Genomic DNA, 20,789 nt, shown 5'->3' with positions numbered 1-20,789 from the left:
CCCCGGCTCGATCGGCTTCACGCGTGGCGGACGCCGGAAGCGTTGAAGAGGTGCACGTTGGCAGCGGGTCTAACGTAAGTAGATCGATATAGTTTTCGAAGCCGATCCAGGCCGGTGGCTGTAAGAGGTCGAAGTTGGTGAACGACAGATACAACGAAGCAAGCAGCGGGCCCGCTGTGAAAAGCAACATACCACCGAACCAGGGCAGCAAGAACAGATAGGCCTCTAGGGCACGACTTCTCTGCTCCCGTTTTCGCAAACGGGAAGATCTAGTTTTTATCACTGTTATCCTCCGGCTCCTCCCGCCTGCCGCGTAGCAAGCGTCCGGGTTGAATGTTGCTTAGATGCTCATGTCCGCATACGAAAAATGGCAACTAAATACAAATGAATCAATCTTGTTTTTAGATGTCTAAATGGTCTGCCGCGCATCGTTGTGCGCTGCTTTCTGGGCGGCTATTTCTCTGATGCGAACGCACCTATAGCCGCCATGTTGGCGATCTCGCTGTCCTTGGCGCCCATCTGAGTGATCTGCACGGACCTGTCTAGGCCGACGAGCAGGGGGCCGATGACTGTTGAGGCGCCAAGTTCCTGCAACATACGGGTCGAGATCGAGGCCGAATGGATCGCCGGCATGACGAGTACATTGGCCACGCCGGAAAGGCGGCAAAACGGATACTGCTCCATCCGCTGCGGATTGAGGGCAACGTCGGCGGCCATCTCGCCTTCGTATTCGAAGTCGACACGACGGGCATCTAGGATTTTTATCGCCTCCCGCACCCGCTCCGACCGTTCACTGATCGGCTGGCCGAAGGTGGAGTAGGCGAGCAGCGCGACGCGTGGCTCGTAACCCATCTCCTTCGCAACACGCGCGGCTTCTACAGCAATATTCGCGATCTGCTCGGCATTTGGCATATCATGGACAGCGGTATCGGCGACAAAGGTAGTTCGGCCTCGGGAAACGATCAACGAAACGCCAATCACTGTGTGGCCCGGTTTCGCCTCAACGCAATGGCGGACATCCTGCAGGGCGGACGCATAGTTGCGCGTCACACCGGTCACCATCGCATCCGCGTCCCCAACGGCCACCATGGTCGCGGCGAAATGGTTGCGGTCGTTGTGGATCAGGCGCTGGACGTCGCGATAGAGGAAACCTTGGCGCTGCAGGCGCGCATAGAGGTGGTCGACATAGATATCGACCCGTTTTGATAGGCGGGCATTGATGATCTCCACCCCTGGACGATTGAGATCAATGCCTGCCTTTTCTGCCGTGGCGCGGATGACGTCTTCGCGGCCGAGAAGGATGGCGGTGCCGAGCTTCTGGCTGGTGAAGGAAATCGCCGCGCGCATGACCTGCTCTTCTTCGGCCTCGGCGAAGACGACCCGCTTGGGGAACCGGCGGACGCGTTCATAGATGCCTTGCGTCGTCGCGGCGATCGGATCGCGCCGGGCGGAAAGCTCGCGGCCATAGGCAGCGAGATCGGTGATGTTCTTGCGGGCGACGCCACTTTCCATCGCCGCTTCCGCCACCGCGACCGGGATCGCGGAGATGAGGCGCGGGTCGAACGGGACCGGGATGATGTATTGCGCGCCGAAACGGGGGCGATTGCCCTGGTAGGCGGCAGCAACGTCATCCGGCACGTCTTCGCGGGCGAGATTGGCGAGAGCGTTGACGGCGGCGATCTTCATCGCATCGTTGATCTGGCTGGCCCGCACGTCGAGCGCACCACGGAAGATGTAAGGGAAGCCCAACACGTTGTTGACCTGGTTCGGATAGTCCGAACGGCCGGTCGCCATGATCGCGTCGTCGCGAATGCGGGCGACTTCCTCCGGCGTGATTTCCGGATCGGGATTGGCCATGGCGAAGATGATTGGCCTGTCGGCCATCGAACGGATCATGTCTTCGGTAAAGGCGCCCTTCTGGGAAAGGCCGAACACGACATCCGCATCCTTCATGGCCTCTGCGAGGGTTCGCTTGGTGGTTTTTACCGCATGGGCGGACTTCCACTGGTTCATGCCTTCGGTGCGTCCCTGGTAGATGACGCCCTTGGTATCGACCAGGATGATGTTTTCCGAACTGAACCCCATCGCCTTGATGAGTTCGACGCAGGCGATCGCCGCAGCCCCCGCGCCGTTGCAGACGAGCTTGGTGGTCTTCAGGTCGCGGCCGGTCAGCTCCAGCGCGTTGATCAGGCCGGCGGCGGCGATGATCGCGGTGCCGTGCTGGTCGTCATGGAAGACCGGGATGTCCATCAGCTCGCGCAGGCGGCTTTCGATGATGAAACATTCCGGTGCCTTGATATCCTCGAGGTTGATGCCGCCGAACGAGGGGCCGAGGAAACGCACGCAGTTGATGAATTCGTCGACGTTTTCGGTATCGACTTCAAGGTCGATGGAATCGACGTCGGCAAAGCGCTTGAAGAGGACGGACTTGCCTTCCATGACCGGCTTCGAGGCAAGAGCGCCGAGGTTGCCGAGGCCGAGGATCGCCGTGCCGTTGGAGATGACGGCGACCATATTGCCGCGGGTCGTGTAGTCGTAGGCGGTTGAGGGATCGGCGGCGATCGCCTTCACCGGCACCGCCACACCCGGAGAATAGGCCAGCGACAGGTCGCGCTGCGTCGCCATCGGCTTGGTTGGCACCACTTCGAGTTTACCGGGACGGCCTTCCGAATGGAAATCCAGTGCTTCCTGTTCCGTGACGGTGGTCCTTGTAACGCGTTCCGTTTGCTTGTCAGTCATCTCAACCGCCTCCTGGCCTACTCGCATTGTCGTGCTCGCCACGAACGCAACCTTTATGGGCCGATTTACACGGGCCGGCGTAACTCGAGATGTCCCTCTTAAGTTTTTTCACGAAGTGGAAAGAAACCCGCCCTCCACAAGACAAATGTTGACAACTTGTGATTAGTTAGCTCAACTTCGTCCGATCGGGGAGAGCTGAACCGGCGGTGGTTTCCAGGCCGGCTTCCAGTGGAGCGCTAATGCTCCGATCAGTCACCTGCAAATGCTCCTATATTTGGATTACCGATGGATCAAAAATTCGAAAAAGTTGTCGCATGTAAAAGCCGCGTTGGAGAGAGCCCTGTGTGGGATGGGGATCGATCGACGCTCTACTGGACGGATGTTCACGCTCAGAAAATTTCCGCCTTTCGCACCAGTTCAGGTGAACGCAAAGAGTGGGTGCTTCCCGAGCGGATAGGCTCATTCGGCCTCACCGACGATGACAGGATCATAGTGGCGCTCACTAGCGGCGTGCATCTATTCGATCCCAATTCGGGGGATCTTGTCTTTCTCGTCGATCCCGAACCTAATCGAGCTGGGGACCGCAATAAAAATCGCCTGAACGATAGCAAGGTCGGACCTGATGGTGCGTACTGGGTCGGCAGCATGCATGAGGATGGCTTATCGGCCGCTCTTTACAGAGTGACAGCGGATGGCTATTCGCAGATCAAGGCCGGAGGTCTCGGTACGGTGAACGGTTTGGCTTTCTCAGCTGACGGTCGAACTATGTTCCATTCGGATTCGAGGCAATGTTGGATTGATCGCTACGATCTAGATCCGTCCTCCGGAGAAATTTCCAATCGCCGTCGGATTGCTAACCCACAGGAAAGAGACGGCAGGCCCGACGGTGCGGCAACCGACGTCGAAGGACGGTACTGGAGCGCGGGCGTTTCGGCAGGGGTGCTGAATTGCTTCAGCTCGCACGGCGAACTTCTTCAATCCATAAAGGTGCCTCCGTTGCATCCGACAATGCCTTGTTTTGGTGGCGACGACATGAGGTCGTTGTACTTCACGAGTCTCCGTCGCCCCGATGCTGCGTCACCAGATTGTGGTGATATTTTTATGATGCGGGTGGAGGTGCCGGGTGTGCCGGTGGACCGCTTCAAAACGGCACCTTAGCTTGCTGCGGCCGCGCTGACTTCGCCTTGAAACAGAGCTTGCTTGAGAAATCTTTGAGTGAGATGGAAGGCTTCAGATAACTGGCGACGGATAGGTCCGCTTGCCACAGACGGTGCCATCTGCATTCATTTTGTAGAGTAACGCCGTGCCCGTTGATATTTCCATGGTAGCAATTTGGCCGGGATCAATTTGTTCGAGAACCATAACGAGAGCTCGCAGCGAATTGCCATGCGCTGCGATGATCGTCCTTTCACCGCTGAGCACGCAAGGCAGAACCCTCGTGATGAAATAAGGAACCACTCGTGCCGAGGTGTCGCGCAGGCTTTCTCCTTCAGGAGGGGCCAAATCATAAGAACGCTGCCAGCGATCTACGAAGTCCTTCCCCCACAACGAGCGCGCTTCTGCTTTTCTTAGCCCGGTGAGATCACCGTAGTTGCGCTCGTTGAGGTCGGGAGACTCGACCGTTGTAAGCTCGCTTTGTCCAAGTTTGTGCAGGATAATTTGCAAGGTATGTTGCGCGCGCCTCAGCGATGAGGTGAAAGCAATGTCGAAGCGCGTGTCACCGAGAGCGGATGCGATAGCCTCTGCCTCGAATACGCCTTGAGGTGTCAGCTCGGGATCGTTCCAACCGGTGAACAGGTGATTGGCATTTCCTTCGCTTTGCCCATGGCGGATCAGCACCAATAGCCTCTCCATCTCAGCGTCTCATCGAATGATTATTGCGCGGAAATCGTTCACGTTTGTTCCAGTTGGACCCGTGATGAATAGATCGTCGGTCGCCTCAAACGCCGAAAAACTATCGTTCTTATCAAGCAGACTTCGCCCGTCCCGTCCTGCAGTTCGCAGTCGCTTTGCAGTGGATCCGTCGACGAAGGCGCCGGCATTCTCCTCGGAGCCGTCGATTCCGTCCGTATCCGCGGCAAGCGCCGTGATTGCAAATCCGTCAATAGCTAGAGCGAAGGCCAATGCGAACTCTCCGTTGCGTCCGCCTTTTCCTCCTTTACCGCGAAGCGTCACCGTGGTTTCGCCGCCCGAAAGCAACAGAGCAGGCCTAACGAATGGACGACCGCGCCCGGCGACCTCGCGGGCGATTCCAGCCAGAACTAACGCCACGTCGCGTGCTTCACCCTCGATCGAGTCGGACAGTATCTGAGGCGTGAGCCCGTAGTCGCGAGCTGCGGCCGCCGCCGCTTCCAATGACACAGCCGCGGACGCCACAACAAAATGCTGATGTCTGGCGAAACGCGGATCCTCCGGTTTCGGCGCATCTGCTTCTGGAGAATTCAAGAACGCCATCATTTTTGAGGGGAGTGGCAAACTGTATTGCTGCACTAGTTGTAATGCATCTTGCCTTGATGAAGCATCCGGGACGGTGGGACCTGACGCCACGAAAGCTGGATTGTCCCCGGGGATGTCCGACACAACAAGGCTGACGACGCGGGCTTTTGTTGCTGCTGCAAGCCGGCCTCCCTTGATGGTAGAAAGGTGCTTGCGGATAATGTTCATTTCGGAGATAGGTGCCCCAGACGCAAGCAAAAGCTCGTTCAGTCGGATCTCTTCCGCGAGCGACATCCCGGCTGGTGGCGCTGGCAGCAAAGCCGATCCGCCACCGCAAATCAGCGCTATAACCAAGTCGTTTTCGGAAAGTCCGGAAACGAGTTCGAACATACGACGGGTTGCAGCTAGCCCGGCGGCGTCAGGGACAGGGTGGGCAGCCTCGAGGACTTCGATCGAACGCGTAGAGCATCCGTATCCGTAGCGGGTGACGACTGCACCGGAGATTTCCGCGTCCCAGACCTTTTCAAGTGCCTGAGCCATTTGTGCCGCGCCTTTTCCGGCTCCGACAACGATAGTCCGTCCACCCTTCGGGGGCGGGGGGAGGTGCTTACGTATGCCTGTGATTGGATCGGCAGCCTTAACTGCTGCGGCAAACAGCCGTGTAAGAAGTTCACGATCATCCACCATGTGCCGCCCTCCGCTCGTAATTGTTGAGGCATACCACCGCCATCATCAGACCATTAGACTCCTTTGCGCCACTTCTTGAATCTCGGAGGAAGAATTTCCGCATCGTGGAAATCTGCAAGGAGAGGAGGGATTGTAAGTTCGAGCCTCGCTATCACAGGCGAGTTTCAACGACGGCGGCCTCGGTCATGGACAGTATCAAGTTCCTTCCTGCACGCGACGCGGTTCTAAATGGCCGCGATGCAATCATCTCTGAATTGAGAAGCCTCGTGCCTTCGGGGAGTTTAGTGCATGAAATGCGCGAACTTGTTCCATTCGAAACGGACGCATTCGTTTCATACAAGCAGCTGCCCTTGGCGGTCGTACTTCCCGAAGACACGGCTCAGGTCGCCGCCGTGTTGAAGTTTTGCCACCGGAATTCCATCCCGGTTGTACCGCGTGGCGCTGGAACGTCGCTCTGCGGTGGTGCAATACCCCAGCGAGATGCGGTCGTTATATGCCTCTCCAAAATGAACGCGATAATCGACGTCGACTACGCTAACCGTGCTGCCGTGGTTCAGGCAGGGGTCACCAATCTTGGAATTTCTGAGCGAGTGGGTTCTGATGGATTCTTCTACGCGCCGGATCCAAGCTCGCAATTGGCATGCACCATCGGCGGAAACATCGGCATGAATTCCGGCGGAGCTCATTGCCTCAAGTACGGCGTCACTACCAACAACCTCCTTGGGGTAAAGATGGTGTTGATCGACGGTACAGTCGTTGACCTCGGCGGCATGCACCTTGATGCGGCGGGATACGATCTGCTGGGTCTCGTATGTGGCTCCGAAGGGCAGCTTGGAATCGTCACTGAGGCGACGGTGCGGCTGATCGCTAAACCGGAAGGCTGTAAACCGGTGTTATTTGGCTTCGAAACCTCACAACAAGCGGGATCATGTGTGTCGGCAATCATCGGCTCTGGCATTATTCCGGTCGCCATCGAGTTCATGGATAGGCAGGCTATCGAGATCTGCGAAGCTTTCGCTGGAGCTGGATACCCGTTGGATGTCGGTGCTCTCCTTATCATCGAAGTAGAGGGTTCGGGTCCAGAAATGGATGGCCTGCTTTCACGCATCATCGAAATTGCCAGAGAGAACTCGGTGAAAATAGTCCGCGAGAGCCAATCTGCTACAGAAGCGGCACTGATCTGGAAGGGTCGAAAGTCCGCCTTCGGAGCGACCGGTCGGATCGCCGATTATATATGCATGGACGGTACCGTTCCGCTTAGCAAGCTTCCCTACGTACTGACCAAGACGACGGAGATCGTTGATCGGTTTGGTCTTCGCGTCGCTAATGTCTTTCATGCGGGTGACGGGAATATGCATCCGCTCATTCTGTTCAACGCAAATGACCCGGATGATGCGGCAAGAGCGGAGGAAGCTGGCAACGAGATCCTCAAGCTATGCGTGGATGTGGGAGGATGTCTGACCGGAGAGCACGGCGTGGGTATCGAAAAACGAGAGCTTATGACCCACCAGTTTTCTGCTGAAGAATTGAGCCAGCAAATGGCCATACGTGCGGCCTTCGATTCTGAATGGCTTCTCAATCCCTCAAAGGTTTTTCCGCTAGAGGGGCGGTCAGCATGATCGTATCACCCGAAAACGAAGCACAAGCGAAAAGTGCGATACAGCAAGCGCAAGCGGACAGGAAAACTCTAGACCTCTGCGGAGGAGGCACACGAAGTGGAATCCGAACCTGTGGGACAGATAGCCCCGTTTTGAGCTCACGCAACATTAGCGGCATCATCGAATACGAACCGGCAGAGATGGTCATGACCGTCAAGGCCGGGACACCCATAACCGAGGTCGAGGAAGCGCTTGCTGCCAATCGTCAGACGATGGCTTTCGAACCCATGGATCATCGTGGCCTTATGGGGACCTCGGGCATTCCGACAATCGGCGGCGTCTTTGCAGCCAATGTATCCGGTCCTCGCCGCTTCGTTGCAGGGGCCGCGCGCGACAGCCTGCTTGGAATCCGTTTTATCAACGGCAAGGGCGAGGCGATCCGCGCCGGCGGGCGGGTGATGAAGAACGTCACCGGTCTCGATCTTGTCAAGCTTCTTGCCGGTTCCCAGGGGACGCTCGGCTTTCTGACTGAAGTGACCTTTCGCGTGCTGCCCGTGCCGCAGACGGTGGAGACGATCGTCATCTCCGGCCTGGATGATGCTGCCGCGACCAAGGCTATGGCCGCCGCCATGGCGTTGTCGGTTGAAGTGTCCGGAGCTGCGCACCTACCCCAAACCGTCCGGTCCCGTTTTCTGGGTGGCGCTCTGCCGGAAGGCGAGGCGACCGTCTTGCGCTTGGAAGGGCTCTCTCCATCAGTTTCCGTGCGAGCCGAGAAGCTCTCGGCGGTGATGGAAGCGTTCGGCCCGGTTGCGAGGCTTGACCGCGAAGAAAGCCTGAACCTCTGGCGGGAGATTCGAGACGTTCATCCCTATGCCGATGGAACACGGAAACCGCTCTGGCGGGTGTCGGTCGCACCCTCCGCCGGACATCAGCTTGTCGCGGCGCTCCGTCTGGAAGCGGGCATCGATGCGTTCTACGATTGGCAGGGCGGGCTGGTCTGGATGCGCATGGAAGCCGATCCTGAGGCCGAACTGCTGCGCGGTTACATCCGCGCTCTCGGCGGCGGTCACGCCACCCTCGTACGCGCCTCCGACGCGGTGCGTGCGGGGACGCCAGCTTTCGATCCCCTGCCGGATGCGGTGGCGGCCCTTTCCGCGCGCGTAAAAGCCAAACTCGACCCGGCCGGCATATTTGCACCCGGCAAGATGGTGTGATCGATTATGCAGACATCCTTTACCGCTGAGCAGCTTGCCGATCCGCATGTCGCAGAATCCGAAAAGATCCTGCGCCGCTGCGTGCATTGCGGCTTCTGCACCGCGACCTGTCCCACCTACGTCACGCTCGGCAACGAACTCGACAGTCCCCGCGGCCGGATCTATCTCATCAAGGACATGCTGGAAAACGGCCGTGCGGCGGATGAGGAAGTTGTCACCCATATCGACCGCTGCCTGTCCTGCCTCGCCTGCGTCACCACCTGCCCGTCCGGCGTCGACTACGTGCATCTGGTCGATCACGCCCGCATCCATATCGAAAACACCTACAGGCGTCCGCTCGTCGACCGGATGATCCGGAACGTCCTTGCGGCTGTTCTGCCTTACCCGGCGCGGTTCAGGGCAGCGCTGACGCTGGCGAAGATCGGGCGGCCCTTTGCGCCGCTGCTGAAGCGGGTTTCCGCGTTGCAGCCGTTCGGAGCCATGCTCGATCTGGCGCCGTCGTCGATATCGGGCGCTTCCGCCGGGGCGGCGCCGGGCGTGCGTGCGATCCAGGCGGAGAAGCGCGGTCGCGTGGCTATCCTTTCCGGCTGTGCCCAGCCGGTCCTCGATCCCGGCATCAACGAAGCAACGCTCCGTCTTCTGGCCCGGTTCGGCGTCGAGGTCGTCGTGCCGGCGGGCGAAGGATGTTGCGGCGCGCTCGTGCATCACATGGGCCGGGAGGAGCAGGCGCTGGATTTCGCCCGCCGCAATATCGATGTCTGGACCCGAGAAATCGAGTGCGGTGGGCTGGATGCGATCATCATCACCGCGTCCGGCTGCGGCACGACGATTAAGGACTATGGCCACATGCTGCGCCTCGATCCCGCCTATGCGGAAAAGGCGCAAAGGGTATCGAGCCTCGCCAAGGACATTACCGAATATCTTTCCACGCTCGAACTTCCTAAACTTGAGCCTAAACGCTTGAATGTCGCCTATCACTCCGCCTGCTCGATGCAGCACGGGCAGAAGATCACGATGGCCCCGAAGAACCTCCTCAAGGCGGCAGGCTTTACGGTGCGTGATCCAGCGGAAGGCCATCTCTGCTGCGGCTCGGCGGGCACCTACAACATCCTGCAGCCAGAGATTTCGGCGCAACTCAAGGCCCGTAAGGTGAGGAATATCGAAGCCAGCAAGCCGGACGTCATCGCTACCGGCAATATCGGCTGCATCACGCAGATCGCTTCGGGCACGCAAGTCCCGATCCTGCACACGGTGGAACTCCTCGACTGGGCCTATGGCGGGCCGAAGCCGGAGAAGCTTAGACGTGGTTTTCCGTAGAAGTACCGAAACCTATCGGACAAAGCCCGATGCGGGAGCTGCCCATCACAGCTGGAATCAAGACTTACGAAGAACTAATGGGGTGATGCCTGGTAACGGAGGGGAGGTCTACCTCCGATCGCCTGCGTAATCTTCAGTGCCGTATCGATAACCTTCGGCGCAAGTTGGCGGACCCGATCTGCCGACATACGGTCAACCTGACCGGAAATCGATATAGCGCAGACTGCCTCAGCTTTTTCATCAAATATGACGCTGGCAACACATCGAACATTTTTGTCGCTCTCCGCGTCGTCTACCGCATAACGGTCTATCCGAGCTTTATGGAGCTCGCGCTGCAGCTGAACGGCATGGACGATGGATCGGGCAGTGCGCTTAATCATACGACGGAGGCCGACGACTTCTTCGATGTCATCGAGAGGATAAGTCGAAAGGATTGCCTTTCCCATGGCGGAAGACGTCATGGGAACGCGCCCGCCGATTGGGCTGAGCGTCCGCGCGATCTGTCTGCTTGGTATCTGGGAGATGAGGGTAATTTGTCCGTCGCCCGCCATGCCCAGGTTGGCGGTTTCCTTGGCCTGATCCCGCAGATGATGGAGGTACGGTTGAGCTACTGAGACAATTGTAGTCCGCCGCACAGAGGCCGCGCCGATCGTCAAAAGTGCCAGCCCGACGTTCCAACGTCTGCTCCTTGGGTCGAATTGGACATGACGCCGCTTCTCAAGGGTGGTCAGCAGCCGATGCGCGGTTGACGGCGACAGGCCGGCTTCACGCCCGAGTTGCGATAGGCGGCAACCTTCATGATGCTGGCTTAGAATCTCCAGAAGGATCATCGCCCGCTCGACAGACTGCACTGATCCCGTACGCTCGCTTTCAACCCGCACAACGACCTCCCATTCACCAAGCCTCGCGTGGGCGCGAAATCTCGGGAGGACCCCGCGCCACTCAAATATGTCATTGGCCCTTCATCAAGCGCTTGATCTCGAGAAAGAGGGCGGAGTGATCGCGGCCACCATTCCCGTTGTCGATCGCAGCGGACATAAGGTCTCGGGTCGCCGAAGTGTTGGGTATCTTTACATCCAGGGCGTCCGCCGCACTCGTTGCAAGACTCAGGTCCTTATGATGTAGTTTAATTGCAAATCCCGGATCGAAGGTCTTTTCAATCATCCGCTTCCCGTGAACCTCCAGGATGCGCGACTGGGCGAATCCGCCCATCAGCGCCTCCCGGACTTTCTCGAGATTTGCTCCAGCCTGCTCGGCGAGAACGAATGCTTCGCTGATCGCTTCGATTGTCAAACCAACAATGATTTGATTGGCGACCTTCGCAACTTGACCGGCGCCGTTCTCACCAACAAGCGTGATGTTCTTGCCCATCACCTCGAACAAGCCTTTGGCGCGTTCGAACTCAGTCTCTCTGCCGCCAACCATGATCGACAAGGTCCCGGCCTTTGCGCCGATCTCTCCGCCCGATACCGGTGCGTCGAGATAGAACCCGCCCTTTTCCTGAATTCGTGCCGCGAATTTCCGTGTAGCGACAGGGTCAATTGAACTCATATCAATGACGATTGTGCCAGGCGAGATGGCATCAGCGACGCCCTCCGCGCCAAACAACACATGCTCAACGTCAGGTGTGTTCGGCAACATCAGTATTACAAATTCAACTCCGGCGACAGCTTCAGAAGGCGTTTGGGCAGGCTTTCCGCCCAATGCCACGAGATCTTGGTGCGTTGGCTTAACTCGATGAAGATTGAGAGTATGACCAGCCTGAAGCAGTCGCTCCGCCATTGGTTTGCCCATCGTCCCAAGGCCGATAAATCCGATATGTGACACGAAACCCTCTTCCGTTTGTCAGTCTAAGCAACTTCGTACAACTTCATTGCACAAATAACAAATATATGTCAATTGAGCTGCTCAGCCCGTGGCGGGCGCTGCTTGTATGCTCGTTGTGCGAGCAGGAGATAGGCACCAAGGAGGTTTAATTTGATGATCCACCAGAACTTCATCGCCGGCGAATGGGTCGGCACGGAAGCCTCCAAGAACATCAGCCCGTCCAATACCAACCACGTCATCGGCATGTATGCCCAAGGGTCGGCGAAAGACGTGACCAACGCCATTGCCGCCGCCAAGGCCGCTTTTCCGGCCTGGTCGCGTTCGGGTATCCTGGAGCGTAATGCGATCCTGCGAAAAACCGCCGATGAAATCGTCGCTCGCAAGGAAGAACTCAGCGCCCTTCTCGCCCGCGAGGAAGGAAAGACCCTTCCTGAAGCAGTTGGCGAGGTCATCCGCGCCGCGCAGATCTTCGATTTCTTCGCAGGCGAAACACTGCGCCTGACGGGCGATGCGGTGCCTTCGGCCCGGCCGAATATTGGTGTCGAGGTTACTCGCGAACCGCTCGGCGTGATCGGCATCATCACGCCTTGGAACTTCCCGATCGCAATTCCAGCCTGGAAGATCGCGCCGGCGCTAGCCTATGGCAACACCGTCGTCTTCAAGCCGGCCGATCTCGTGCCAGGTTGCGCGTGGGCGATCGTCGACATCCTCAATCGCGCCGGCCTGCAGAAGGGCGTTTTGAACCTCGTAATGGGCCGCGGTTCGGTCGTCGGCCAAGCAATGCTCGAAAACCCGGATTTAGCGGGCATTACATTTACCGGGTCCACCGGCACGGGCAAGCGCGTCGCCCTGGCCTCCGTCGAGCATAATCGCAAATTCCAGCTCGAAATGGGCGGCAAGAACCCCATGGTCGTCCTTGACGACGCCGATCTCGACCTCGCGGTCGAAACCGCCGCAAATTCCAGCTTTTTCTCGACCGGCCAGCGCTGCACCGCCTCGTCGCGCCTGATCGTGACCGAAGGCATCCACGACAGGTTCGTGGCCGCCTTGACGGAGAAACTTAAGACGCTCAACGTCGACAATGCGATGAAGGCCGGCACGCATATCGGTCCGGTTGTCGATGAAAAGCAACTGAAGACGAATATCGACTATATCGAGATAGGCAAGCAGGAAGGCGCCCAGCTCGCCTTTGGCGGTGAACTCTTGAAGCGCGATACGCCCGGCTTCTATCTGCAGCCGACCCTCTTCACCGAGGCGACGAACCAGATGCGTATTTCTCGCGAGGAAATCTTCGGTCCGGTCGCGTCCATTATCCGCGTCAAAAACTATGATGAGGCCCTGGAAGTGGCAAACGACAGCCCCTTCGGCCTCTCCGCCGGTATCGCCACGACTAGCCTGAAATACGCCACCCATTTCAAGCGTAATTCGGAAGCAGGCATGGTGATGGTCAACCTCCCGACAGCCGGCGTCGATTTCCACGTCCCGTTTGGTGGCCGCAAGGCCTCCTCTTTCGGCCCGCGCGAGCAGGGTAAGTATGCCGCCGAATTTTTTACCGTCATGAAGACATCCTATACGGCGGCCTGACAGCTTCAGTGGGAAGGCAAGTTGCAATACAACTATTGACAGATTTGACCAACTTTGTATCTTCTCCTTCGGACACAGCGCTGTCGAGCACTACCCTAGCAACCATTTGCCGACTTCAGGTCGGCAATAAACCTATGTGCCTGAGTTTCTCGGGACAATCCAATTCAATGATGCGCAAAAATGTCCGCAGGGTCTCCCGCGGCTATGCGAAGCGAGGAGTAAAAAGTTGACCAACCTGAAAGTCGAGACACGTGAGAAGTTGAAACTCGTTTCGACGCCTACACTCATGACTGCCCTCTATAAGCGCGGGCTGAGGAATCAGTGGATCCAAGACATCCACCGGATTAACAAACATTCGGGAACGATGGTCGGTGAAGCCTTTACGCTTCGCTATATGCCGGCACGTGAAGATCTTAACCAGCTTGAGGTCTTCCGTGATCGAGAGCACCCGCAGAGAAAAGCCGTGGAGATCTGCCCAAGCGGCGCCGTTCTTGTGATTGATAGCCGCAAAGATCCGCGGGCGGCGTCTGCGGGATCGATCCTCATATCACGACTGATGGTGCGGGGCGTGGCTGGTATCGTTACTGATGGGGGTTTTCGCGACACTCCTGATATTGAGAAGCTAGACATCCCGGCGTACCATAATCGGCCTTCGGCACCTACTAATCTCACGCTTCATCAAGCAATTGACATCAACGTCCCGATTGGATGCGGCGACACTCCCGTCTTCCCGGGCGACGTTGTCGTCGGGGACAGTGAAGGGGTGGTCGTCATTCCAGCGCACCTGGCCGATGAAATCGCCGACGAAGCCGTTGAAATGACCGCATACGAGGATTTCGTAACCGAGGAGGTCATTAACGGCAGATCGATTCTTGGTCTTTATCCGGCCACAGATGAACAGAGCCTGGTAGACTACAAAGCGTGGCGGCAAAAGAACGGTCGTTGAGATTAAGGTTCAACTCGGCCGGGTGAAAAAACTGATCGTGCGATTTCTTTGCTGGCGACCTTGGCGCAGCTGGCTGGCTAACCGAAAAGATCAGCATCAGTCCAGCTTTGCCGCATCGTGAAAAAATCGAGCGACCAGGCTGCATCCTCCTTGTTCGCTAAGATATCAGTTTTTTGAACAAGCGTGCTGTCGTCTTTTCGGCTTCGTCGTCAGCAACCGAGACTCGAGCGCAGAGAACGGTTGGCAATTGTCTGACCCAGCCGCCTCCTCGAAACAGCGTGCTTTTTCGTCTAGAGCCGAATTTGGAAGGAAAAGATGTTAAAAATCAACAGATTGAGCTTCGATGACGCTCGGGTCCTGATCTCGGGAGCCAGAGCTAGAGCAGAGCAGATTGGCGTACCAATGTGCATTGCAGTGACCGACGAGTCGGGACAACTGGTTGCCTTTGAAAGGATGGATGGCGGCAAGGTTACGAGTTCATTCATTTCGCAAGATAAAGCATTCACCGCGGCTGGCGCTAAGAGAACCACAGAAAGCTATGGCGTCGCGAGCCAGCCTGGTAGGCCAGCATATGGGATAAATACAGCCATCGGTGGCCGCCTTATGGTGGTAGCGGGTGGTCTCCCACTAGTCGTCGATGGCGAGGTTGTGGGCGGCATTGGTTTGAGTTCCGGTACACCAGCACAAGACGCGGAGTGCGCGCAGGCGGGCGTTGACCTTTTTCTGAGGCTGTAGAAATCCGTAAAGGAAGGCTGATTTGACCGCTCGCCAAGCGTTTGCTCCACCCTTCAACAGGTGCGCAGGTTGCAACGCTGATGGAGGCAAAAGCGGTAAACACCTGTTCGAAGTTTAGACTCCTGTTTTATTGGATAAGTTTATGCGCAAAGAAGTAAGCGAGCTGTCATTTGACGAGAAGCTCTACGATTTCCTGGTGACGGAAGCGCTGCCGGGCACCGGTGTCGATGCCGAATTGTTCTTCGCCGAGTTTTCGAAGATCGTCCAAAACCTGGCGCCGAAGAACCGCGACCTTCTCGCCAAGCGCGATGCCTTCCAGGCAAAGCTCGACGACTGGTACCGCAAGAATGGCGCGCCGACCGATCTGGCTGCCTACGAAGCCTTCCTGCGCGACATCGGTTATCTGCTGCCGGAGGGGCCGGATTTCACGGTTTCCACCGATCGGGTCGATCCGGAGATCGCCGAGATCGCCGGGCCGCAGCTGGTCGTTCCGGTCATGAATGCCCGTTATGCCTTGAACGCCGCCAATGCCCGGTGGGGTTCGCTCTATGATGCGCTTTATGGCACCGATGCCATTCCCGAGACCGACGGCGGCGAAAAGGGCAAGGGTTACAATCCGGTGCGCGGCACCAAGGTCATTGCCTGGGCGCGTGACTTCCTCGATCAGTCCGTGCCGCTGTCCGGTGCAGGCTGGACTGACGTCACCTCCTTTGTTGTGTCAGGCGGCAAGCTGACGGCTGCGGCCCAGGATGGCAAGACGGTCGAGCTCGCAGATCCGGCCCAGTTCGCCGGTTATCTCGGTGAGCCGGCGGCGCCGACGCATCTGCTTCTGAGGAAGAATGGCCTGCATATCGAAATCCTGATCGATGCCACCACGGCGATCGGCAAGGACGATCCGGCCCGGATTTCCGATGTCTGGCTGGAGTCTGCGCTCACTGCGATCATGGACTGCGAGGATTCGATCGCCGCCGTCGATGCCGAAGACAAGGTCGTCGTCTACCGCAACTGGCTCGGCCTGATGAACGGTGACCTCCAGGAGGAGGTGAGCAAGGGCGGCAAGTCCTTCATCCGCAAACTCAACCCCGACACGACCTTCAAGACGCCTGCGGGCGGCGACGTCACGGTCAAGCGCCGTTCGTTGATGCTGATCCGCAATGTCGGTCACCTGATGACCAATCCGGCGGTGTTCGACAGTGAGGGCAGGGAGGTGCAGGAAGGCATCATGGATGCCATGGTGACGGCGCTGATCGCCATCCGCGACATCGGCCCGAACGGCCGCCGCCAGAATTCGCGGGCCGGCTCGATGTATGTGGTGAAGCCGAAGATGCACGGGCCGGAAGAGGTCGCCTTCGCCTGAGATCTTTACTCGCGTCGAACAGGCGCTAGGCCTTCCGACCAACTCGATGAAGATGGGCATCATGGACGAGGAACGCCGCACCACGGTCAACCTCAAGGCCTGTATCCGCGAGGCGCGCGAACGCGTCGTCTTCATCAATACCGGCTTCCTCGACCGCACCGGAGACGAGATCCATACCTCGATGGAAGCGGGCCCGATGATCCGCAAGGGTGACATGAAACAGGCGGCCTGGATTGCTGCCTACGAGAACTGGAATGTCGATATCGGGCTGGAATGCGGCCTTTCCGGTCATGCGCAGATCGGCAAGGGCATGTGGGCCATGCCGGACATGATGGCGGCGATGCTGGAGCAGAAGATCGCCCATCCGAAGGCCGGCGCCAACACCGCCTGGGTTCCGTCGCCGACGGCGGCCACGCTGCACGCCACCCACTATCACAAGGTTGACGTTGCCGTCGTACAGGCCGGCCTGAAAAGCCGCACCCGCGCAAAACTGTCGGATATCCTCTCCGCGCCGGTCGCCGTGCGACCGAACTGGACGCCGGAGGAAATCCAGCGCGAACTCGACAACAATGCGCAAGGCATTCTCGGCTATGTCGTGCGCTGGATCGACCAAGGCGTCGGCTGCTCCAAGGTGCCGGACATCAACAATGTCGGCCTGATGGAAGACCGCGCGACGCTGCGCATCTCCGCCCAGCACATGGCGAACTGGCTGCACCATGGTGTCGTCAGCGAGGTGCAGGTGATCGAGACGATGAAGCGCATGGCGGCCGTCGTCGACCGGCAGAATGCGGGTGATCCGGTCTACCGGCCGATGGCGAAGGATTTCGACGGTTCCGTCGCCTTCCAGGCGGCGCTCGATCTGGTGTTAAAGGGGGGGAACAGCCCAACGGTTATACGGAGCCGGTCCTCCACCGGCGGAGGCTAGAGCTCAAGACTAGGGAGAACACAAAAACCAGCGCTTAATTTGCTTGATACTATCTGAACCGCAATCAGCTAATCCTGCGAGCTCGACGCGAGGATATTCTGTTGCTCGGTGAGCCATCCTGGAAACATTTTCGCGAGCCGTTTTTGAATACCGTTCTTCTGATAAACGAGATTGAACTTTGTACCGCTTGTTCCAGGAAGGGCCGCGGGTGCATGTCGGCGTCGTTCGCCTCGAACCAGTCAATCCATTGAATTCTTTGATATCGCTGCGGATCAAGGGGTGGCGCCTGAGATCGTGCGCCGATTGATCTCGTATTAGATCTGGTGAGCACAAGAGTGAGACCATTTCTTCACTGAGCGAAATGGCGATCTTCGCGCTTCAAGGGCTCGCCGGGAGCTGTCACGTTGTCCATGGCTTAACGGTTGACGGATAATCGGACGTGATGAGCACGCCGACCATCAGCTATAAGAACCACCGTTTCCCACCGCAGATCATCGCCCGTGCCGTCTGGCTGTATTTCCGGTTTCCGTTAAGCCTGCGGCTGGTGGAAGAAATGCTGCTGGAGCGCGGCATAGTCGTGTCCTACGAAACGATCCGGCGATGGGCCCGCAAATTCGGTGCGACCTACGCAAAGCGACTGCGCAGAAAGAAGCCGTCACGAAAGGATATCTGGCATCTGGACGAGGTGGTCGTGACGATCGGCGGTCGAAAGCACTGGCTTTGGCGAGCCGTCGACCAGGACGGATATGTTCTCGACGAGATCGTGCAAGCCCGTCGCGACACCAAGGCTGCGAAGCGATTGTTGATCAGACTGCTGAAGAAGCAAGGCCTCGTGCCAAAGAGGATTATCACCGATAAACTGCGTTCATACGGGGCGGCAAAGCGAGATGTGATGCCGGCCATTGAACATAGATCTCACAAGGGTCTCAACAGCCGTGCGGAAAATTCCCATCTGCCGCTGCGAAAACGAGAACGAGTGATGCAGGGCTTCCGATCCGTCGGCGGCTTACAGCAATTTATCTCGGTTTTTTCAGCAGTCAGAAATCATTTCGTCCCGTCGCACAAGAAGCACTCCGCCCTCGCCACCCACATTCATCGGATCCGCGCCATGGCGCAGTGGAAGGCCGCGACCGGCGCAGCAGCCTGAGTCAACCGAAAGCGCTTCGTGCGGCCTCAGTTAAACAACGTGACAACGCCACCGAAGTCTACCGGATGTCCATCCTGCAGTTCCATAAATTACTGATATGCCGCACGAGAAAATCGCGTCGTCGATGATCTGAATAGGGGCCTTCTCGGCCGGAAACTTACTATGGATTTTGTCATTCAAATGCATTACCTTGCTATTAAATTTGGAGATAGCCATGGCTGCAAACGCACTTGTCCAAACACGTATCGATGCCGAAGTTCGGGATCGTGCTTCCGCCGTCCTTGAGAACATGGGCCTGACGGTATCAGATGCAGTCCGCATCCTGCTCACGCGGACAGCTAACGAGGGTGCGCTGCCACTTGAACTTTTTTCGGGAAGCGAGGCTCACGATGCCTGGTTTCGCACGAAGGTACTCGAAGCACTGAACGACACTCGACCGGACGTGTCAGATTTTGACGTCGAGGCACACTTCGAGGAGCGCCGGGCGATAGCGCGCGTCAAAGCAGGTGCTCTCAAGTCGTGAAGCTTACATGGTCTGCGTTCGCGATGAATCTCGCCAGGATGTGTTCGACTACATCGAGATGTTCTACTACCCGAAACGCAAGCACGTCAGAAACGGAATGCTGTCGCCCGTCGAGTTCGAGAAGCAGTAGAAAATCTAACCCGAGGGTGTCTACGAAACTCGGGGCTATTCAGCCTGCGCTTGACGCAATGACAACGGTCTACGTTAATTAAGCGCGCTTACCTAAGCTTGAGGCTTATTTAAATAAAGGGGCTCTTGCTTAAATAACGGACGGAATTCATATTAGGCTATGTCTGATTCCGAACCTAATTTGCGCCTGGGCCGTTTTGTCAAAACAACGGCAGCGAGCGAAACAGTGCGGGCGTTCGTGCCTCCGCCATTGCCGCCCGAGCCATCCATCGATGTCCTTTCGCTATTGGAGCGCCTCAGTCTGGCAGAGCGTGCGCTAGGTCGCCTGGATGGCATCACAATGCTGCTCCCGCGCCAGGAGTTATTCCTCTACATGTATGTAAGAAAGGAGGCAGTTCTTTCCTCGCAGATTGAAGGCACACAGTCGACGCTTTCCGATCTTTTGCGGTTTGAGACCGAGGCTCAAGCGGGGCAACCGGTCGATGATATTCGTGAGGTTTCCAATTACGTTGATGCGATGATGTACGGTTTGGAGCGTTTGGAAACGCTGCCAATGTCATTGCGCCTGATCCGAGAGATGCACGCACGACTGCTGCAAAGCGGGCGGGGAGGCACTAAGGATCCAGGAGAGTTCCGGCGCTCGCAGAATTGGATTGGAGGCACGCGACCCGGCAACGCACTCTTCGTGCCACCACCCGTGACGGAATTGGGTGGCTGCCTAGACGCGTTCGAGCGCTTCATGCATGACGATCAATCACGGTTACCGGCTCTGATCAAAGCTGGCCTCCTGCATGTCCAGTTCGAAACGATCCATCCATTTCTCGATGGCAATGGCCGGATAGGTCGTCTGCTTGTCACTCTTTACCTGTGCATGAACGGCGTTCTACGCAAACCATTGCTCTACCTCAGTCTTTACCTCAAGGCCCATCGGAGCGAATATTATCGATTACTGCACGAGGTCCGTGAACATGGAAACTGGGAAGCTTGGCTAGACTTCTTCCTGACGGGTGTAGCCGACACCGCCAACCAAGCATTTGAAGCTGCCACTCGGATTGTCGATCTTTTCAAGGAGGACAGGGAGAAAATCACAGTCGAGAGCGACCGAGCCGGATCGGCCCTTCGTATTCACGAACTCTTTCAGCAAAACCCCTTTCATACGGCAAATCAGGTCGTTCAAATGACAGGCCTTTCCGCGCCGACTGTCAATGCAGCGCTCGCTGACTTGGAGCGTTTGGGGATTGTCGACGAGGTGACAGGTCGCAAGCGTGGCCGTGTTTTCAGCTACCGTAGATATCTTGCAATCCTAAGCGAAGGCACTGATCCCCTGCCTGCTACGTGATTAAATCACGGATCGCAAGTTCGAATCTCTTCAAGAGCCTAACCAATTCAACAAAGCAGCTTTCAATCCGAGGCGGACAATTGGCCGCTGGTCGGCTCGTGAGTCCAGCAGACAAAGCCCACGATGCGACGGTCGTTTGGTGATAACGCGGCAGCAAGGAGGGTGCTACTGCCTAGAGCCTTTCATGTTTTGACGGAAGCATAGCCCGCATTTGAGAAGTAGTTGGCGCATTCCTCTGGCTTGATGGTGTCGGCGAGTAAGCCCAGATGGCGCCAGGTTTCCTCGC

The 20,789-nt window shown here is 57.5% G+C and carries 14 protein-coding genes and 5 pseudogenes; 12 read left to right on the top strand and 7 right to left on the bottom strand.

Features of this window, described 5'->3' with window-relative positions:
- Both ACQ7C1_RS30705 and ACQ7C1_RS30700 read right to left on the bottom strand, forming a co-directional pair.
- A pseudogene (locus ACQ7C1_RS30705) lies at nt 1–190 on the bottom strand (hypothetical protein); the annotation flags it as partial.
- 263 nt (nt 191–453) lie between these two features.
- Complete coding sequence (locus ACQ7C1_RS30700) at nt 454–2,739, bottom strand: NADP-dependent malic enzyme (RefSeq protein WP_430961062.1); 2,286 nt, start codon at nt 2,737–2,739, stop codon at nt 454–456.
- A 285-nt stretch (nt 2,740–3,024) separates the two neighbouring features.
- Here ACQ7C1_RS30700 and ACQ7C1_RS30695 point away from each other — a divergent pair, with 285 nt between their 5' ends.
- Nucleotides 3,025–3,897, top strand: a complete 873-nt coding sequence (locus ACQ7C1_RS30695; RefSeq protein ID WP_430961061.1) for an SMP-30/gluconolactonase/LRE family protein — start codon at nt 3,025–3,027, stop codon at nt 3,895–3,897.
- Nucleotides 3,898–3,969: 72 nt separating this feature from the next.
- On the opposite strand, the gene ACQ7C1_RS30690 is transcribed toward ACQ7C1_RS30695, so the two are convergent.
- Both ACQ7C1_RS30690 and ACQ7C1_RS30685 read right to left on the bottom strand, forming a co-directional pair.
- Nucleotides 3,970–4,593 carry a 2,3-bisphosphoglycerate-dependent phosphoglycerate mutase gene (locus ACQ7C1_RS30690; protein WP_430961060.1) on the bottom strand — a complete coding sequence of 208 codons (624 nt, stop codon included), beginning with the start codon at nt 4,591–4,593 and terminating at the stop codon, nt 3,970–3,972.
- A gap of 9 nt (nt 4,594–4,602) precedes the next feature.
- Nucleotides 4,603–5,862, bottom strand: coding sequence for a glycerate kinase type-2 family protein (locus ACQ7C1_RS30685; RefSeq protein WP_430961059.1), 1,260 nt, complete (start codon nt 5,860–5,862; stop codon nt 4,603–4,605).
- Between the two features lie 185 nt (nt 5,863–6,047).
- On the opposite strand from ACQ7C1_RS30685, the gene ACQ7C1_RS30680 reads away from it, so the two are divergent.
- Genes ACQ7C1_RS30680 through glcF form a run of 3 tightly spaced genes read left to right on the top strand, consistent with a single transcriptional unit; the run spans nt 6,048 to nt 9,991 of the window.
- Nucleotides 6,048–7,481, top strand: coding sequence for an FAD-linked oxidase C-terminal domain-containing protein (locus ACQ7C1_RS30680; protein WP_430961058.1), 1,434 nt, complete (start codon nt 6,048–6,050; stop codon nt 7,479–7,481).
- Nucleotides 7,481–8,674 (top strand): FAD-binding protein, encoded by a 1,194-nt coding sequence (locus ACQ7C1_RS30675; protein ID WP_430961064.1) that lies wholly within the window; start codon nt 7,481–7,483, stop codon nt 8,672–8,674. Before ACQ7C1_RS30680 ends, ACQ7C1_RS30675 begins: the two co-directional genes overlap by 1 nt.
- A gap of 6 nt (nt 8,675–8,680) precedes the next feature.
- Nucleotides 8,681–9,991 carry a glycolate oxidase subunit GlcF gene (glcF, locus tag ACQ7C1_RS30670; protein WP_430961057.1) on the top strand — a complete coding sequence of 437 codons (1,311 nt, stop codon included), beginning with the start codon at nt 8,681–8,683 and terminating at the stop codon, nt 9,989–9,991.
- Nucleotides 9,992–10,065: 74 nt separating this feature from the next.
- On the opposite strand, the gene ACQ7C1_RS30665 is transcribed toward glcF, so the two are convergent.
- Both ACQ7C1_RS30665 and ACQ7C1_RS30660 read right to left on the bottom strand, forming a co-directional pair.
- Complete coding sequence (locus ACQ7C1_RS30665; protein WP_430961063.1) at nt 10,066–10,842, bottom strand: IclR family transcriptional regulator; 777 nt, start codon at nt 10,840–10,842, stop codon at nt 10,066–10,068.
- A 100-nt stretch (nt 10,843–10,942) separates the two neighbouring features.
- Nucleotides 10,943–11,818, bottom strand: coding sequence for a 2-hydroxy-3-oxopropionate reductase (locus ACQ7C1_RS30660; protein ID WP_430961056.1), 876 nt, complete (start codon nt 11,816–11,818; stop codon nt 10,943–10,945).
- 150 nt (nt 11,819–11,968) lie between these two features.
- Between ACQ7C1_RS30660 and ACQ7C1_RS30655 the strand changes: the two genes are divergently transcribed.
- From ACQ7C1_RS30655 to ACQ7C1_RS30620, 8 genes and pseudogenes are all read left to right on the top strand, one after another.
- On the top strand, nt 11,969–13,402 hold the full coding sequence (locus tag ACQ7C1_RS30655) for an aldehyde dehydrogenase family protein (RefSeq protein ID WP_430961055.1): 1,434 nt from the start codon (nt 11,969–11,971) through the stop codon (nt 13,400–13,402).
- Between the two features lie 226 nt (nt 13,403–13,628).
- Entirely contained in the window at nt 13,629–14,348 is a 720-nt protein-coding gene (locus ACQ7C1_RS30650) for a ribonuclease activity regulator RraA (RefSeq protein WP_430961054.1), read from the top strand.
- Nucleotides 14,349–14,663: 315 nt separating this feature from the next.
- Nucleotides 14,664–15,083 carry a GlcG/HbpS family heme-binding protein gene (locus ACQ7C1_RS30645; RefSeq protein ID WP_430961053.1) on the top strand — a complete coding sequence of 140 codons (420 nt, stop codon included), beginning with the start codon at nt 14,664–14,666 and terminating at the stop codon, nt 15,081–15,083.
- A gap of 142 nt (nt 15,084–15,225) precedes the next feature.
- Nucleotides 15,226–17,403 (top strand): annotated as a pseudogene (locus ACQ7C1_RS30640) (malate synthase G).
- A 391-nt stretch (nt 17,404–17,794) separates the two neighbouring features.
- Nucleotides 17,795–18,512: pseudogene (locus tag ACQ7C1_RS30635) on the top strand (IS6 family transposase).
- A gap of 214 nt (nt 18,513–18,726) precedes the next feature.
- The gene (locus ACQ7C1_RS30630) at nt 18,727–19,035 is read left to right on the top strand and encodes a type II toxin-antitoxin system RelB/DinJ family antitoxin (protein WP_183704861.1); all 309 of its coding nucleotides are present in this window, start codon (nt 18,727–18,729) and stop codon (nt 19,033–19,035) included.
- A 19-nt stretch (nt 19,036–19,054) separates the two neighbouring features.
- Nucleotides 19,055–19,165: pseudogene (locus tag ACQ7C1_RS30625) on the top strand (IS3 family transposase); the annotation flags it as partial.
- A 159-nt stretch (nt 19,166–19,324) separates the two neighbouring features.
- Nucleotides 19,325–20,503 carry a Fic family protein gene (locus tag ACQ7C1_RS30620; protein WP_430961052.1) on the top strand — a complete coding sequence of 393 codons (1,179 nt, stop codon included), beginning with the start codon at nt 19,325–19,327 and terminating at the stop codon, nt 20,501–20,503.
- Nucleotides 20,504–20,685: 182 nt separating this feature from the next.
- On the opposite strand, the pseudogene ACQ7C1_RS30615 reads toward ACQ7C1_RS30620, so the two are convergent.
- Nucleotides 20,686–20,789, bottom strand: a pseudogene (locus ACQ7C1_RS30615) (IS630 family transposase); the annotation flags it as partial.

The sequence above is a fragment of the Rhizobium sp. Nf11,1 genome, assembly GCF_050587665.1.
Classification (GTDB): domain Bacteria; phylum Pseudomonadota; class Alphaproteobacteria; order Rhizobiales; family Rhizobiaceae; genus Rhizobium.
The sequence above is the reverse complement of the archived record's forward strand: the minus strand, read 5'-3'. Positions and strand labels throughout refer to the sequence as shown.

Coding starts and splice junctions, on each gene's coding strand:
- ACQ7C1_RS30645 (WP_430961053.1), top strand. CDS start 14,664: ATGTTAAAAATCAACAGATTGAGCTTCGATGACGCTCGGGTCCTGATC.
- ACQ7C1_RS30690 (WP_430961060.1), bottom strand. CDS start 4,593: ATGGAGAGGCTATTGGTGCTGATCCGCCATGGGCAAAGCGAAGGAAAT.
- ACQ7C1_RS30695 (WP_430961061.1), top strand. CDS start 3,025: ATGGATCAAAAATTCGAAAAAGTTGTCGCATGTAAAAGCCGCGTTGGA.
- glcF (WP_430961057.1), top strand. CDS start 8,681: ATGCAGACATCCTTTACCGCTGAGCAGCTTGCCGATCCGCATGTCGCA.
- ACQ7C1_RS30700 (WP_430961062.1), bottom strand. CDS start 2,739: ATGACTGACAAGCAAACGGAACGCGTTACAAGGACCACCGTCACGGAA.
- ACQ7C1_RS30685 (WP_430961059.1), bottom strand. CDS start 5,862: ATGGTGGATGATCGTGAACTTCTTACACGGCTGTTTGCCGCAGCAGTT.
- ACQ7C1_RS30620 (WP_430961052.1), top strand. CDS start 19,325: ATGTCTGATTCCGAACCTAATTTGCGCCTGGGCCGTTTTGTCAAAACA.
- ACQ7C1_RS30680 (WP_430961058.1), top strand. CDS start 6,048: ATGGACAGTATCAAGTTCCTTCCTGCACGCGACGCGGTTCTAAATGGC.
- ACQ7C1_RS30630 (WP_183704861.1), top strand. CDS start 18,727: ATGGCTGCAAACGCACTTGTCCAAACACGTATCGATGCCGAAGTTCGG.